Annotated in this window: 11 protein-coding genes; 7 read left to right on the forward strand and 4 right to left on the reverse strand. The window is 68.2% G+C overall.

Going from position 1 to position 14,062, the window contains the following annotated elements; all coding sequences use genetic code 11:
• The first annotated feature begins 95 nt into the window (after positions 1-95).
• Positions 96-1,196 (forward strand): anthranilate phosphoribosyltransferase, encoded by a 1,101-nt coding sequence (gene trpD, locus ABNF93_RS32025; protein ID WP_349332003.1) that lies wholly within the window; start codon positions 96-98, stop codon positions 1,194-1,196.
• Between the two features lie 91 nt (positions 1,197-1,287).
• Here the strand turns inward: trpD and kaiC are convergent, their stop codons facing one another.
• Together kaiC and ABNF93_RS32035 are read right to left on the reverse strand one after the other, a co-directional pair.
• A complete protein-coding gene (gene kaiC / locus ABNF93_RS32030; protein WP_349332004.1) occupies positions 1,288-2,772 on the reverse strand; it encodes a circadian clock protein KaiC in 1,485 nt (494 codons plus the stop codon).
• Entirely contained in the window at positions 2,769-3,077 is a 309-nt protein-coding gene (locus ABNF93_RS32035) for a circadian clock KaiB family protein (RefSeq protein WP_349332005.1), read from the reverse strand. The genes kaiC and ABNF93_RS32035 overlap by 4 nt, the downstream gene beginning before the upstream one ends.
• A gap of 348 nt (positions 3,078-3,425) precedes the next feature.
• Here ABNF93_RS32035 and ABNF93_RS32040 point away from each other — a divergent pair, with 348 nt between their 5' ends.
• From ABNF93_RS32040 to ABNF93_RS32050, 3 genes are all read left to right on the forward strand, one after another.
• Complete coding sequence (locus ABNF93_RS32040; protein ID WP_349332006.1) at positions 3,426-4,388, forward strand: carbohydrate ABC transporter permease; 963 nt, start codon at positions 3,426-3,428, stop codon at positions 4,386-4,388.
• Complete coding sequence (locus ABNF93_RS32045; RefSeq protein WP_349332007.1) at positions 4,385-5,293, forward strand: carbohydrate ABC transporter permease; 909 nt, start codon at positions 4,385-4,387, stop codon at positions 5,291-5,293. The genes ABNF93_RS32040 and ABNF93_RS32045 overlap by 4 nt, the downstream gene beginning before the upstream one ends.
• A gap of 81 nt (positions 5,294-5,374) precedes the next feature.
• Complete coding sequence (locus ABNF93_RS32050; protein ID WP_349332008.1) at positions 5,375-6,691, forward strand: ABC transporter substrate-binding protein; 1,317 nt, start codon at positions 5,375-5,377, stop codon at positions 6,689-6,691.
• Here the strand turns inward: ABNF93_RS32050 and ABNF93_RS32055 are convergent.
• Positions 6,660-7,508, reverse strand: coding sequence for a PAS domain S-box protein (locus ABNF93_RS32055; RefSeq protein WP_349332009.1), 849 nt, complete (start codon positions 7,506-7,508; stop codon positions 6,660-6,662). The two genes, ABNF93_RS32050 and ABNF93_RS32055, sit on opposite strands and share 32 nt — an antisense overlap.
• A gap of 252 nt (positions 7,509-7,760) precedes the next feature.
• Between ABNF93_RS32055 and ABNF93_RS32060 the strand changes: the two genes are divergently transcribed.
• Together ABNF93_RS32060 and ABNF93_RS32065 are read left to right on the forward strand one after the other, a co-directional pair.
• The gene (locus tag ABNF93_RS32060) at positions 7,761-9,695 is read left to right on the forward strand and encodes an ABC transporter ATP-binding protein (protein WP_349332010.1); all 1,935 of its coding nucleotides are present in this window, start codon (positions 7,761-7,763) and stop codon (positions 9,693-9,695) included.
• Positions 9,692-11,473, forward strand: coding sequence for an ABC transporter ATP-binding protein (locus ABNF93_RS32065; RefSeq protein WP_349332011.1), 1,782 nt, complete (start codon positions 9,692-9,694; stop codon positions 11,471-11,473). The genes ABNF93_RS32060 and ABNF93_RS32065 overlap by 4 nt, the downstream gene beginning before the upstream one ends.
• A gap of 206 nt (positions 11,474-11,679) precedes the next feature.
• On the opposite strand, the gene ABNF93_RS32070 is transcribed toward ABNF93_RS32065, so the two are convergent.
• Positions 11,680-13,245 carry an acetate--CoA ligase gene (locus ABNF93_RS32070; protein ID WP_349332012.1) on the reverse strand — a complete coding sequence of 522 codons (1,566 nt, stop codon included), beginning with the start codon at positions 13,243-13,245 and terminating at the stop codon, positions 11,680-11,682.
• Positions 13,246-13,338: 93 nt separating this feature from the next.
• On the opposite strand from ABNF93_RS32070, the gene ABNF93_RS32075 reads away from it, so the two are divergent.
• The gene (locus ABNF93_RS32075) at positions 13,339-13,716 is read left to right on the forward strand and encodes a hypothetical protein (protein ID WP_349332013.1); all 378 of its coding nucleotides are present in this window, start codon (positions 13,339-13,341) and stop codon (positions 13,714-13,716) included.
• Positions 13,717-14,062 lie beyond the last annotated feature (346 nt).

Below are 14,062 nucleotides of genomic sequence, written 5' to 3' on the forward strand. Positions count from 1 at the left end.
GGCCGCCCTTTGGTGCGGCGGCCGTTCGAGGATCATCCTCCAGGCACGGGTCTCATCCGAGGGCACCGAGCGCCCACCCTGTGGAGGAGACCGACATGAGACCCGACCCGACCACCACCACAACCACCATGCAGACGCGTACGCACGAGGCGGACCGCGCGTCCTGGAGCCGGATCCTCGGCACGCTCGCCCACCGGCGGGACCTCTCGACCGAGGACGCCGCCTGGGCGATGGATCAGGTCGTCCGCGGCGATGTGACGCCGGCCCAACTCGGTGCCTTCCTGGTGGGACTTCGGGCCAAGGGCGAGACCGCGGACGAGGTGTCGGCCATGGCGCGCGCCGTGATGGACCAGGCGGGCACCCTCCCGATCAACGGGGTTTTCGTCGACATCGTAGGGACGGGCGGCGATCGCAGCGGTGTCGTCAACGTCTCCACCATGGCATCCCTCGTCGTCGCCGCGACCGGCGTCCCGGTGGTGAAGCATGGCGGACGCGGCGCCTCCACGACCTGCGGCTCGGCCGACCTGTTGGAGTACCTCGGCCTCGATCTCGACCTCGAGCCGCAGCGGGTCGCGACGTTGGCGGAGAAGGTCGGCATCACCTTCTGCTTCGCGCCGAGCTTCCACCCAGGGCTCCGGCACGCGGCGCCGGTGAGGCGGGAGCTGGGCGTTCCCACTGTCTTCAATGTCCTTGCGCCACTGCTCAACCCCGCCCGTCCCCGGCACCAGGTCGTGGGTGTCGCCGACGTACGGATGGCAGGCGTCCTCGCCGACGTCCTCGCCGCGCGGGGGTGCTCGGCGCTGGTGGTCCGCGGCGACGACGGCGTCGACAAGCTCACGACGACGACCACGTCCCAGGTGTGGATGATCCGGGACGGTCGCGTACGCCGAACCACCGTCGATCCCGCGGACGTGGGCCTTCCGCGTGCCACGCCGACCGATCTCCGGGGCGGCGCCGTCGAACAGAACGCCGAGACGGTACGCCGGCTGCTGGAAGGTGCGGGTGGGCCGGTCCGCGACATCGTTCTGCTCAATGCCGCTGCCGCACTGGTGGCGGTCGAGCGGGGCGACGCGGCATTGGCGGAGCAACTCGCCGCCGGTGTCGAGCGGTGCGCGAGTGCGATCGACTCCGGTGCGGCGGCAACGCTCCTGGACCGGTGGATCGCTGCCAGCCGTTCGGCCGGCGGGCCCGAGTGATGTCAGGCCCGAGTGATGTCAGGCCCGAGTGACGTCGGGTGGCCCCCGCTCACTGCTGAGCGGTCCCCTGTTGAGCAGTCCGGTTGAGTAGTCACTGCTGAGTCGGAGGGACGTAATGCCCTCCCGGGATGACATGCGACACGACTGACAAGGGCTCGCCGATGTGCATCCCGTCGGCATCGATGTCGATCATGCGGATCGCATTGTCGTGGGCGGAGCCGCGGGTCTGGAGCACGGCGATCGCGCGTTGGATCTGACCCTCGGCCTCGACGTAGCGGAGCATGATCGTGACGTCGGCGAGGCTGCCGAGCTCGACGGCGATCGCCGAGGAGACGGCCGTCGGCCTGTATCCACTCGGCGCGGCCGTCAGCAGCGCGGTGACATTGTGTCGACGGAGCAGGGATCCCAGCGCGATCACGAAGTCGAGCAGAGCGCGCGAGGTGGCGATCCGTTCGAGGGCCGACAACGTGTCGATGACGAGTCGCGACGGACGGATCTCCTCGATGGCGCGCCTGATGTTGAGGAAGTGGACCTCCAGCGAAGCCATCTCCGGATAGTCGGCGGACACGTGAAGGAGCCCGGAGGCCTCCATGGCGGCGAGGTCGAGGCCCCAGCCGGCGGCGTTGCGGGCGAGCTGGTCGTGATTCTCGTCGAAGGTGTAGAGCAGGCAGGACTTGCCGGTACGAACCGCCTCGGCGGCGAACTTCAGGCTGGTCAGCGTCTTGCCGGTCCCGGTGGGTCCGGTGAGCAGGACGACCGCGTCCTTGTAGAAGCCTCCGCCGCAGAGGGCGTCCAGACCGGGATTGCCCGAGGAGACCCGCTCCGCTGACGCCGTCGCCCGGGGTGCGACGAAGGCGAGCGGGATGACGACGATGCCCTCCCGCTCGTCGATGGTGAACAGCCACTCACCGGTGCGATGCGCCGCGCCGCGCAGCTTGATGATCTCGACGGTCCGGCGGCGCCGCTCGTTGCTCAGCACGTTCCGCAGGATGATGACGTTGTTGAGGACGAACTCCTCAACACCAAGGCGCGACACGCCGTCGTACTCCACGGTGCGTTCCGCGGTGAGCACCGAGGTGACGCCCAGCCCTTCCATGGCCGTGGCGATCCGGTGGAGTTCGTAGCGAACCGTGGCGACATCGGGAAAACGGGTGAAGATCGACCCCACCGAGTCCAGCGAGACGCGGCGGGCGCCGATCTGTCGGACCGCGGCATCGATGCGGGCCGTGATGGCGGCGAAGTTGTAGACACCGACGGTCGTCGTCTCGCCGGCGATCTCGGCCGAGGCGTCGACGAAGATCCACTTGCCCTCGCGTTCCCACCGCTCGATCGGGAACCCCATCGCCGCCGCGTTCCGGCGGAGGTCGGCCGGCGACTCCTCGAAGGTGACGTAGACGCCCGGATCGTCGAACCGGTCGACTCCGCGGGCCAGGAACTCGATGGCGAACAGGGTCTTCCCGCTACCCGTACTCCCGCTCACGAGCGTGCACCGACCGGCCGGGAGGCCGCCCAGCGCAACCAGGTCGAAGCCGCTGATTCCGGTCGGAACCCGGTCGAGCGCCGCGCCGTCGCTCATCGCCACCCCCGCCTTTCCGCCGCCAGCTGGTCCGGATCGGGAAAACCGAGCCCGGCGGCGGTACGTACGTCATCGGAGAGATCGCCGATCACCCGGTGCTCCGGAAACGGCACCCGCCGGATCGCGGTGGGAACGACGACGATCCCGTCGACCTCGGCCAGGTCAGGGCGCTGCGTGATGTCGACGACCTCCAGCTCGTAATGCCCGGAGATCCGGGACTCGCAGAGTGAGCGCAGCCGGGCGACGGCGGCGTGTGAGGGGTCCGCCTCCCCGGCGACGTAGAGCCTGAACACGAAGTTCGTCACCGCACGCTCCGGCGTAATTGCCAGCTCGGCGGCAGACGTTCGCGCGTACGCAGGAAGCCCACAGGCGACTGCTACCCTCCCTGGCCGCCACCGATGCCGACCACCGGGGACGAGGTGATTCGCACGACCCGTTGACCGGGAGCGCCGGCGAGCCACGGACCCGGTGAGGTGAACGGCAGTGCACCGCACGCCGTCGTCGGCGAGCAATCGCACAACTGATCGTGAACAACTTCCGGGAAGGTGTTGCATACCAGGGCAAAGAGGCCTAACCTCCGCCGGTATCCTGCGGCACCTCTGCAGATCGCGTAACTTTCCTGCGGTGGTCCGCCCGACGGAGGAGGACGCCCGTTGACAGCCCCCGAACGCTCACCAACGGCCGTGGCCGACCGCGGCACCACGCCGGGCAAGGTCCCACCCGACGGGTCTGGCGCACGTGCCTCGCGGCGCCGTGAGTATCTCCTCTTCCTGGCCTTCGTCGCGCCGAACGTCATCCTGCTCGGGGTGTTCTCGTACTGGCCCGTCCTCTACAACCTCTACCTCAGCCTGACCAGTTGGGACCTGCTGTCGGAGTTCAAGCCGTTCGTCGGGCTCGCCAACTACATCGACATGCTGAGCGATCCCGACTTCCTCGGCGTCCTCCTGCGCACGATCCTCTTCTCCGGTGGGATCACCATCGGCAGCATGGTCGCGGGCCTTGCCATCGCCATGCTGCTCAACCAGCGGCTGTTCGGCCGCAACCTCGTGCGCACGACGTCGTTCGCGCCGTACATCGTGACCGGCGCCGCGATCGGTACCGTCTGGCTCTACATCTTCGACCCGGACTTCGGGCTGATGAAGCAGCTGCTCGGCGTCATCGGTGTGGGCTCGCCCGACTGGCTCACCGATGCGGGCTGGGCACTGCCTGCCCTGGTGCTCGTCTATCTCTGGAAGAACATCGGCTTCGTCGCGGTGATCTACCTCGCCGGGCTGCAGACCATGCCTGCCGATCTGTACGAAGCGGCGAAGATCGACGGTGCGACTGCCTGGACGCTGTTCCGCCGGATCACCCTTCCGCTGCTCTCGGCGGTGACGTTCTTCGTCGCCGTGGTGACGGTCATCGGGTCGTTCCAGGCGTTCGACATCATCGCGATCATGACCAGCGGTGGTCCCGGCGACGCCACGACCACGCTGTCGTGGTTCATCTATCAGGAGGCGTTCCAGGCCTTCGACGCCGGCCGCGCGGGTGCCGCCGCGATCATCATGTTCGTCATCCTGCTGCTCATCACCGCGGCGCAGGCCCGATTCCTCGAGCGGAGGGTGCACTACCGATGAGCACGGCCACGCCAACGACCACGTCCACCGAGGAGCGACCGGCCACGTCCGGGCCTACCGACACCGGATCGCCGATCGTGCCGCTCCTGGGCAAGATCGCGCTCTATCTGCTGATGGCCCTTGTCGCCCTGGCGGCGCTCGTGCCCGTCTACTGGCTGATCATCAGCTCGCTCAAACCCTCGGCGGAGGTGCACCACTTCCCGCCGGAGTGGTTCCCGATGCCGTGGACCTGGGAGCTCCGCAACTACGTCGACGCGTGGCACGCCGCGCCCTTCGGCCGGCTCTACGTCAACTCGATCGTCTTCGCGGTGGTGGGTTCCGCGCTGGAGATCTGTGTCGCCGTGCTGTCGGCGTACGCCTTCGCGTTCCTGCGCTTTCCGGCCAAGAACGTCGTGTTCATGGTGTTCCTGGGCGCGATGATGGTGCCCGGAACCGTCGTGCTCCTGCCCAACTACCTGACGGTCGCGGGCCTCGGCTGGGTCAACAGCTACGCCGGACTGATCGTGCCGGGCCTCGGCAGCGTGTTCGCGATGTTCCTGCTCCGGCAGCACATGCGTACCCTCCCGATCGAGGTGACCGAGGCGGCGAGGGTCGACGGAGCGAGCCATCTGCGCATTCTGTGGAGCATCATCGTGCCGATGTCGCGGCCGATGGTCGTCACCGTCGTCATCATCTCCCTGGTGCAGAAGTGGAACGAGTTCATCTGGCCGCTGATCGTGACCACGACCGACACGATGCGGACACTGCCGGTGGGTCTGCTGATGTTGAAGAGCGACGAGGGTTACACCAACTACGGCGTCGTGATGGCGGCTTCGGTGTTCGTCGTCGTACCCGTCCTCGTCGTGTTCTTCTTCGCCCAGCGGCAGATCATCGCGGGACTCACCGCGGGCGCGACGAAGGGCTGAGGTCATGCGTACCGGCGCCATGCGTACAGGCTTTGTGAGGACTGGCAGGGGAAGGGCTCTTTCATGAGGGGACGGGCTGGCATGACGGCACGAGGTGCCCTGAGTCGCCGGGGCTTTCTCGCCGCCGCCGGCGGAGCGGCCGCGGCACTGGCCGCCGGCTGCGGAAGTGGACAGTATGTCCAGGTGGTCGGGAGCGTTCCGCGGGACTACCGGCGCCGCCTGCACGTGGTCTACTGGCATTCGTTCGGTGGTGATCTCGGGATCGCGATGGACAAGCTGATCGACGAGTTCAACGGCGTGCAGGACGAGATCTTCGTCGAAGGGCAGTTCCAGGGTTCGTACGAAACCACTGTCCAGAAGCTCTCCGCGTCGCTCATCGCGCGGCAGATCCCCGACATCGTGGTTCTTTCTGAGGTCACCTGGCGGAAGATGCACCTCGCCGACAAGCTGGAACCGCTCAACGACTACTTCGGCGGCGACTACACAGCGGACCTCTACCAGGACAACTTCATCAACGAAGGCACCGTCAAGGACACCGTGTGGTGGATTCCGTTCGCGCGGAGCACACCGCTCTTCTATTTCAACAAGGAGGTCTTCGGCAAAGCAGGGCTGCCCGAGACCGGGCCCGCCAACTGGCGCGACCTGAAGGAATGGGCACCGGCGCTCCAGGACCACACGAAATACGCGCTTGCCCTCGCCGGCGTCTATGCGAGTTGGTACTTCCAGGGCAACGTCTGGCAGTGGGGCGGCCGTTACTCCGACGGCCTCAAGGTCACCCTCGACGACGAGAAGTCGCTCGAAGCCGGCAACTGGATGGTCGACCTGGTGCGCAAGGACAAGGCGGCCTACCTGTCCGCCGACTCCCAGGTCGACTTCACCAACCAGGTCACGGCATGTGCGATGCTCAGCACCGGAAGCCTGGCGTCGGTCTCCGCCGACGCGAAGTTCGATGTCGGTACGACGTTCCTCCCCGAGTACGACGGGTTCGGCTGCCCGACCGGCGGTTCCGGTATCGGGGTCATGCGTGAGGCAGCCCAGGAACGCAAGGATGCCGCGATGGAGTTCCTCCGGTGGCTCTCCCAACCGGCGAAGTCGGCCCAGTGGACGATCGACACCGGTTACATGCCGGTCGTGGAGGCCGCCCAGGAGGAGAAGGCCCTGGTGGACAAGGCCAAGGAGGACCCCAACTACCGGACCGCGCTGAACCAGCTGCCGAAGACCAAGCCGCAGGACCTGATCAGACCGATCGTGCCGAGTGCGGGCGAGATGATGGACGCGGCGCTGCAGAAGCTCTACTCCTCGACCGACTCGGTGGAGGCCGTCTTCTCCCGGCTCAACAAGCGGTTGCAGCGCAAGGCGGATCTGATCAGCGAGAACTACGAGGCGCAGTACGGCTGAGCCCCGCGGCACCACGTTCGCCAAGGTGTCGAAGGGCGAGCAGTAACGCGTCGCGGAGCGAGCTGCTCGAGCGCAGTTGCCCCAGATCGACACCGAGGCGCACCATCGCCTGCGCGACCTCTGCCCGCACGCCGCTCAGGATGCTGACCGTACCCATCAACGCGGCTGCCTGCACGGTCTGCAGCAGATGCTGGCTGACGTTGGTGTCGATGACCGGCACACCGCTGACGTCGATGATGAGGACGTCGTTCCGGGTATCGGCGAGCTTGTTCAGGACGGCTTCGGTGAGCCGGGCCGTGCGCAGGGAGTTGAGCGTGCCGATGATGGGAAGGACGAGGACGCGGTCCCAGATCTGCAGGACGGGTGTGGACAGCTCGACGATCTCGTCCCGCTGTCGTTGCAGCTGCGCCTCGTGGTGGCGGCGCCTACTGAGATCACGCATCACCCGGACGAAGGCGGTCGTCCGACCGGTGTCGTCGCGGATCGGCGAGACGGTGATGCCGGCCCAGAACCGTTCGCCGTTCTTGCGCACCCGAACACCTTCGAACGTGGTCATGTCGGAGCGGAGCGCCTCCGCAAGCTCGCGTTGGGCGACCCCGGCCTGCCGATCCTCCTCGGTGTAGAACATCGACACCGGTTGGCCGAGGACCTCGTCGTCGGTGTAGCCCAACATCGCCTGCCCGCCAGGGGACCAGCTCTCGATGCGACCGTGGATGTCCAGCTTGGTGATCACCAGACTGGATATCGCGTCGATCATCGCCTCCAACTCGCGCAGACGACTCGCCGGGTCCTGGGGGGTGGGGAGAAATGTCGCCATGGCCTGCCCCCGTCCCTGCCTCCGTGATATCACGCTCGGGCGGACGGCACCGGAAGAGCCGGGTTCCTCGCTCCCGACGTGTGGGCCGGCGCGGGTTCGGAGGGAAAGAAAAACGGGCCTCTCGGCCCGATGGCTCAATTCCATCATGACGGGCGGGCGCGGGACAAGACTCGTTTTTGTTCTCTTTCCCGCGCAGAATGACGTTCGCCATGCCACCACAGAAGGGCCGGAAATGAGAGTGCCCGCGATTCGATGACGACCCACGGACTCCGGACCTCCCTGTCGACGAACGTGCGTTCCTACCGGCATCTCGCCGGCGTCGCGGTCCGGGCGAGCCCTGCGTTGTGTGCGGTGTGCGTTCTCGCGGTCCTCGTGTCCGCGGCGGCTCCCCTCGCCGCCGTCGCCGCGCTCGGCGCGGTCGTCGGGGAGGTCCCCGACGTGGCAGCGAACGGCCTGGACTCACCTGCCGGGCGGGCGGCACTGTGGTGGGCAGGGGCCGCCGGCGCCTTCTTCCTGCTGCAGTGGGCGTCCGGCGCTCTGCAGATGGCGGCGGTCACGACACTGGGCGAGCGGATCGACGCCGCCCTGGCGCGGGAACTCATGGACGCCGTGCTGACGCCCGCGGGTGTCGCGCATCTGGAAGACCCGACGGCCCTCGATCTGATCAGTGTGGGCCGGGAGACGTTCCGCTCGCCGTGGTCGCGGCCCGGGCGGTTGGTACGGACGGTGAGTGGCGTGGTCGCCGGGCGCCTCATGCTGGCCGGCGCCTGCGTCATGCTCGTCCCGTTCCACCCGGCGCTCGGGGCGGCGCTGTTCGTCGGCGGGATCTGGGCGGCGTACGAGGACAAGCGTGCGTCCCGGGTAGAGGCCGAGCACCATCATGGCGGCACCGAGCTGGCCAGGCGTACGACGTACTACTACGAGCTGGGTGTACGCCCGCCAGCCGCGAAGGAGGTGCGGGTCTTCGGGTTGTCGGGGTTCCTGCTCGACCGCTTCTCGACCCTGTGGCGCCGGTCGATGCTGGAGGTGTTCGCTCCTGCTGGACGCCGCCCCCTGGTCGCGGCGCTCGTCCTGCTCGCCGTCGTCCTGCTCGGCCTGGCGTGGATCGCATGGGAGGCGGTGGCGGGCCGGATCGCACCCGCCCCGGCGGCGGTCTACGTGCAGGCGCTGATGGTGAGCCTCGCCGGTATCCACACGTCCTCGTGGGCGAGCCTGCAGAACGAGCTGGCGCTGGCGACGTTGCGCCGATACGGCGGCGCCGTTGCCGCCGTTGCCGAGGCCGGGCACTCGGCGGCGACACCGCAGGCGACACCGGAGACGACCCGGCCGGCGACACCGCCGGGGAGCGACGTGGCACCGGTCGACAGACTCCCGGTCGACACACGGGCCGTCGACAGACGGCCGATCGAGGAGATCCGGTTCGAGGGCGTCGCGTTCTCCTACCCGGGCAGCACGGTCGAGGTCCTGAGTGGCCTGGATCTCCTCATCCCCGCGGGACGTTCGCTCGCCATCGTCGGCGCCAACGGCGTCGGCAAGTCGACCCTGATCACGCTGCTGTGCCGGTCGTACGAGCCGACGGCGGGCCGGATCACCGTCGACGGTACCGACCTGAGGAAGCTCGACGCGGCCGAGTGGCGGCGCCGACTGGCTCCGGTCTTCCAGGACTCGACCCGCTTCGAGGTGCCGGCGTACGCCAATGTGGGTTTCGGGCGGGCGGACGCGGCGGGCGACCGTGCCGGTATCGAGGCAGCCGCCGCCGACGCCGGGATCGCCGGGCCGATCGATGCGCTCCCGCTCGGCTGGGACACACCGCTGTCGACCGCGTACGCCGGCGGTGCCGACCTGTCCGGCGGCGAGTGGCAGAAGGTGGGCCTCGCCCGGGCGTTGTTCGCGGTCCGGCACGGCGCCTCGGTTCTGGTACTCGACGAGCCCGCCGCCCACCTGGACGCCCGGGCCGAAGCCGAACTCTACGAACGCTTCCTGGCCATCACCGAAGGGCTGACCACGATCGTCATCTCCCATCGTTTCTCCACCGTGCGACGGGCGGACTCGATCGTCGTGCTCGGCGGTGGCCGGGTGGTGGAGCAGGGCACCCACGACGACCTGCTCGACCGCCGTGGCGCGTACGCCGAGATGTTCACCCTCCAGGCGTCCCGGTTCGGTGAAGCGGCGGTGAGCGAGCAGTGAACGCATGGCTGCGGACGGGGCGGCTGCTCTTCGGCATCGCCTGGGAGATCGGACCGGTCGTGGTCTTCTCCTTCATCGGCGTGCGCGTGATCGGCGCGGTGTCGCCGTTACTTCTCGCCGTGGGCCTGCGGCCGCTGGTGGACGGCATCACGTCCAGTCGGACGGACCAGATCCTCGGTGGCGCCGCCGTGTGTGCGGTGGGGCTGACGTTGACCGCGCTGGCGCCGACGTTCTACCGGTGGACAACGATCCGGCAGAGGGAGCGGGCGATCATGGTGATGCAGCGCCGGGTGCTCACCCTTGCCGGCGGCGCACCTCGGGTGGAGCACGTGGAGGTCCCCGCGTTCTGGGACCGGCTGCGGCTACTCGAACGCAGCACGGAGGACCTGGCGACGGGCATGACCCTTGCCGTCATCGGTCCTATTCTCCTGGCGGAGTTGGAGGTGTCGGCGATTCTGCTGGGCAGGCTGCAGCCGGTCCTGCTGCTCGTCCCCGTCATCGCGCTCCCGGCGGCGTGGTTGAGCCAGCGCGCCGAAGCCCTGCGACGGGCCGCCGACCTGCGTACCGCCGAGGGCCGCCGGGCGGCCGAGCACCTGCTGACGCTCGCCTCGACCGCCGGACCGGCCACCGAGGTGCGCGTCTACGGCCTGCACCATGAGCTGCTCGACCGCCACCGCCAGGTCAGCAGGGACGTGCACCGGGGCATGGAGACAGGGCATTTCCTGGCGGTGGCCGTCAACGCCGGAGGGTGGTTGCTCTTTGCCGTGACCTATGTCGGCGCCCTGCTCCTGGTGCTGCGCGAGGCGGCGGGTGGGCGGGCGACGGCCGGGGATGTGGCACTGACGTTGGGGCTCGCCGCGGCCGTGGTGCTGGCCGCCGGCCGCCTGTCCGATCTTGCCGGGTCGTTGCTCCGCACCCGTACCGCCTCCGAGCACTACCACTGGCTCGAAGGGCAGGCCAGTCCCTCGGTCACGGGTGGTGAGCCGGAGCCACCTCCAACCCAGCTGCGGACGGGAATCGACCTCGACCGGGTGAGTTTCCGCTACCCAGGGAGCGATCGGTCCGTGTTGTCCGACGTCTCGCTGCGGCTACCGGCCGGCGGAGTCGTTGCGGTCGTCGGCGAGAACGGTGCGGGAAAGACCACGCTGGTCAAGCTGCTGTGCGGGATGTACGCACCCACCGAGGGCCGGATCCTCCTCGACGACATCGACCTGGCCGACATCGACATCGAGGCGTACCGGAAGCGGCTCACGGCCGGTTTCCAGGACTTCATGCGCTTCGAGTTGGCGATCCGGGAGGCCGTGGGCGTCGGCGACCTACCCCGGATGGACGACGAGGACGCGGTGCGGGGCGCGCTGGCGAAGGCGAACGCCGGCTTCACCGAACGCCTCCCCGGCGGGGTCGAGACCCAGCTGGGCCTGTCGTGGCAGGGCGGGGTGGACTTGTCCGGCGGCGAGTGGCAGAAGCTCGCGCTGGCCCGGTCGATGCTGCGTTCGGACCCGTTGCTGATGGTGCTCGACGAACCCACCGCCGCCCTCGACCCGCACACCGAGCACGCGCTGTTCGAGCAGGTCGCCGCCGGCGCGCGAGACGCCCGGTCCGGGCGGGTCACGCTGCTGATCTCGCACCGGTTCTCCACCGTACGCATGGCGGATCTGATCGTCGTGCTCGACCAGGGGAGGGTCGTCGAGCAGGGCAGCCACGAGGATCTCGTCGGACAAGACGGGCTGTATGCCGAGCTCTACCACCTGCAGGCGAAGGCGTACCAGCAGTCGTGACATCCGCCCCGTCCCCGGTTGGCGGTAGGCGCCGGTCACCGCCTCGCCGGGCCGCAAATGACCACGCTGAGCATGCCTGTGGCACGTGGGCAAGGCGTCGGCGCCTCGCCGGTGAGCACAGGCCTGGCTGACCAGGCGAGCAACAGCTGGGGCCGCGCGGGTGGCCGCGCTCCCGCCTCAGCCGCGCGGGTGGCCGCGCTCCCGCCTCAGCCGGGTGGGTTGAGTTCGCGTTGGCGCAGCTCGATCCGGCGGATCTTGCCGGTGAGGGTCTTCGGCAGGGAGTCGACGAACTCCACCTTGCGTGGATAGGCGTACGCCGACAGCCGGCTGCGTACATGCTCCTGGATCGCCTTGATCAGCTCGTCGGAACCCTCGTTGCCCGCGGCCAGGACGATGAACGCCTTCACCACGGTGCCGCGGCGTTCGTCCGGTGAGGCCACGACAGCGGCCTCGGCGACGGCGGGGTGTTCGAGACAGGCCGACTCCACCTCGAACGGACCGATCCGGTAGCCTGCGGAGATGATCACGTCGTCGGCGCGTCCTGCGTACCAGATGTAGCCGTCCTCGTCGGCCGTTGCCGCGTCCTTCGTGTGGAACCACTCGCCCCCGAACGCCTCCTCGGTATCTTCGGGACGGTTCCAGTAGCCCAGCGGGTAGTGCGGATTCGACCGCGCCCGCAGACAGATCTCGCCGCGCACCCCCGCCGCGACCGGTTTCTCGTCCTCGTCGAGGATCTGCACGTCCCACCCGGGCATCGGCCGGCCCATCGAACCCTCGCGGACCTCCATGAAGCCGAAGTTGCCGCACAGCGGGTAGGACTCAGTGAGGCCGTAGTAGTCGAGCACGGTCACGCCGTACTGCTCGCGGAACCACCGGATCGCTTCCGGGTTGAGCGGCTCGCCGGCCGAGCACACGACGCGGAACGCTTGTGGGTAACGCGCCGCGGCGTCCGACACCGCCATCATCGACCGCACGGCCGTCGGCGTCGTGAAGACATTCGTGACCTGGTGGCGACTCAGGAAGGCGAGCTGCTTGTGCGGGTCGAAGCCGCCCTCGCGTTGGTAGACGTACTGCACCGCACCCAACCGCCACGGCCCGAGCAGCGGCGCGATGCCGGCGGCCCAGGCCCATTCGCCCATGCCGTGGAACGCCTCGCCCTCGCGGACGTCGTGGCAGTAGACGAACTCCTCGTGCGCCAGCAGATAACGGTGCGCGTGCACGATGCCCTTGGCGAGGCCCGTGGTGCCGGAGGAGTAGTAGAGCTGGGCGGGATCGTCGGCCGCGGTGTCGACGGCGGCGAACTCGGGATCGCCGGTCGCGAAGAGATCGTCGTCGAGGACGAGGACATGCTCGACCAGGCTCGGATCGATCCGGTGCTTGTTGGCCGCGTTGGTGACGAGGACCTTCGCCTGGGAGTCGGTGAGGCGGTGGCGGATACCGTCGTCGCCGTAGAGGACCGACATCGACAGCAGGATCGCTCCGCTCTGGTAGGTGCCGAAGAACGCCGCCGCCGTTTCAGGCGTGGGCGGCAACAGCATCGCCACCCGGTCGCCCCGCTCGACTCCGTGGGTGCGCAGGACATTGGCGAAGCGGTTGGCCTTCTCCTGCAGCTCGCCCCAGCGAACCGTCCGCACGTTGCCGGCGAAGTCCTCGTGGACCATGGCAAGTGTGTCGGGCGGATGCTTGAAGCAGACATCCTCGGCGATGTTGTAGCGCGCGGGGATGGCCCAGCGGTGCTGGGTGATCGCCTCGTCGTAGGACTGGAAGCTCATCTCGGCTCCTCCGTTTGCCGGGCGGCGGCCGGTTTCATGATCATGAGGCAGAAGGTCGGCTTTCTAAGGCTACCGAAGCCCAGTTTCTGCCTCATGATCATGAAACCCGCGTGTCGGGTGGCGGGCAGTCACGGCTGGGAAAGGCAGGTGGAGCATGACGACCAGCGTGGCGACGCACGCGAAGCCTTCGCCGTACTGCTCGATCAGGCGACCACGCACACCGAGGCCGACTGCTGGATCTGCCCGGCGACCGCAAGTGTCGCGCCCATCGGCTACGAGAACACCGGCGACAGTTGGCTGACGTCGTTATGGTCTCTTGCCGGCTGGCCGGCGATCAGCATTCCCGTCTACGACGGGCCTGGTGGCCTCCCGCGCGGCCTGCAGTGCATCGCCCGCGCCGGAGGCGACGAGCAGCTTCTCGAATGGGCCGGCGCCCTCGCGACGACTCTCGAAAGAAAGCGTGCGGGCTGAGAAACAACAGCTTCAACTTGCCGTTGGATCAATTTCATCGCAACTAGCACAGGAAAACAAGACTTGTATTCGCCGCTCACGGCTGCGCACACTGTCGCACGTTGTCTCGTCCCGGTCGTCGACGAGTGCGCCGACAAGACGAAAGGCATCGGCTTTACACGCTCGTATGCATGCTACGCCAGGCGATCAAATTCCCTTTCTGGGTTCGGGTCTGCGTGGCTAGGGCGTGTCCCGTAGATCTTGGGTTGGTGGGTCGCGGAGCCAGATTCTGATCGATGCGATGTCGATTGTGCCGCGCCAGATGTAGTCGCGTTTGTCGTATCGGGTGGCAACGGCGCGATAGCCC

Source organism: Actinopolymorpha sp. B9G3 (assembly GCF_040120725.1).
Classification (GTDB): Bacteria; Actinomycetota; Actinomycetes; order Propionibacteriales; family Actinopolymorphaceae; genus Thermasporomyces.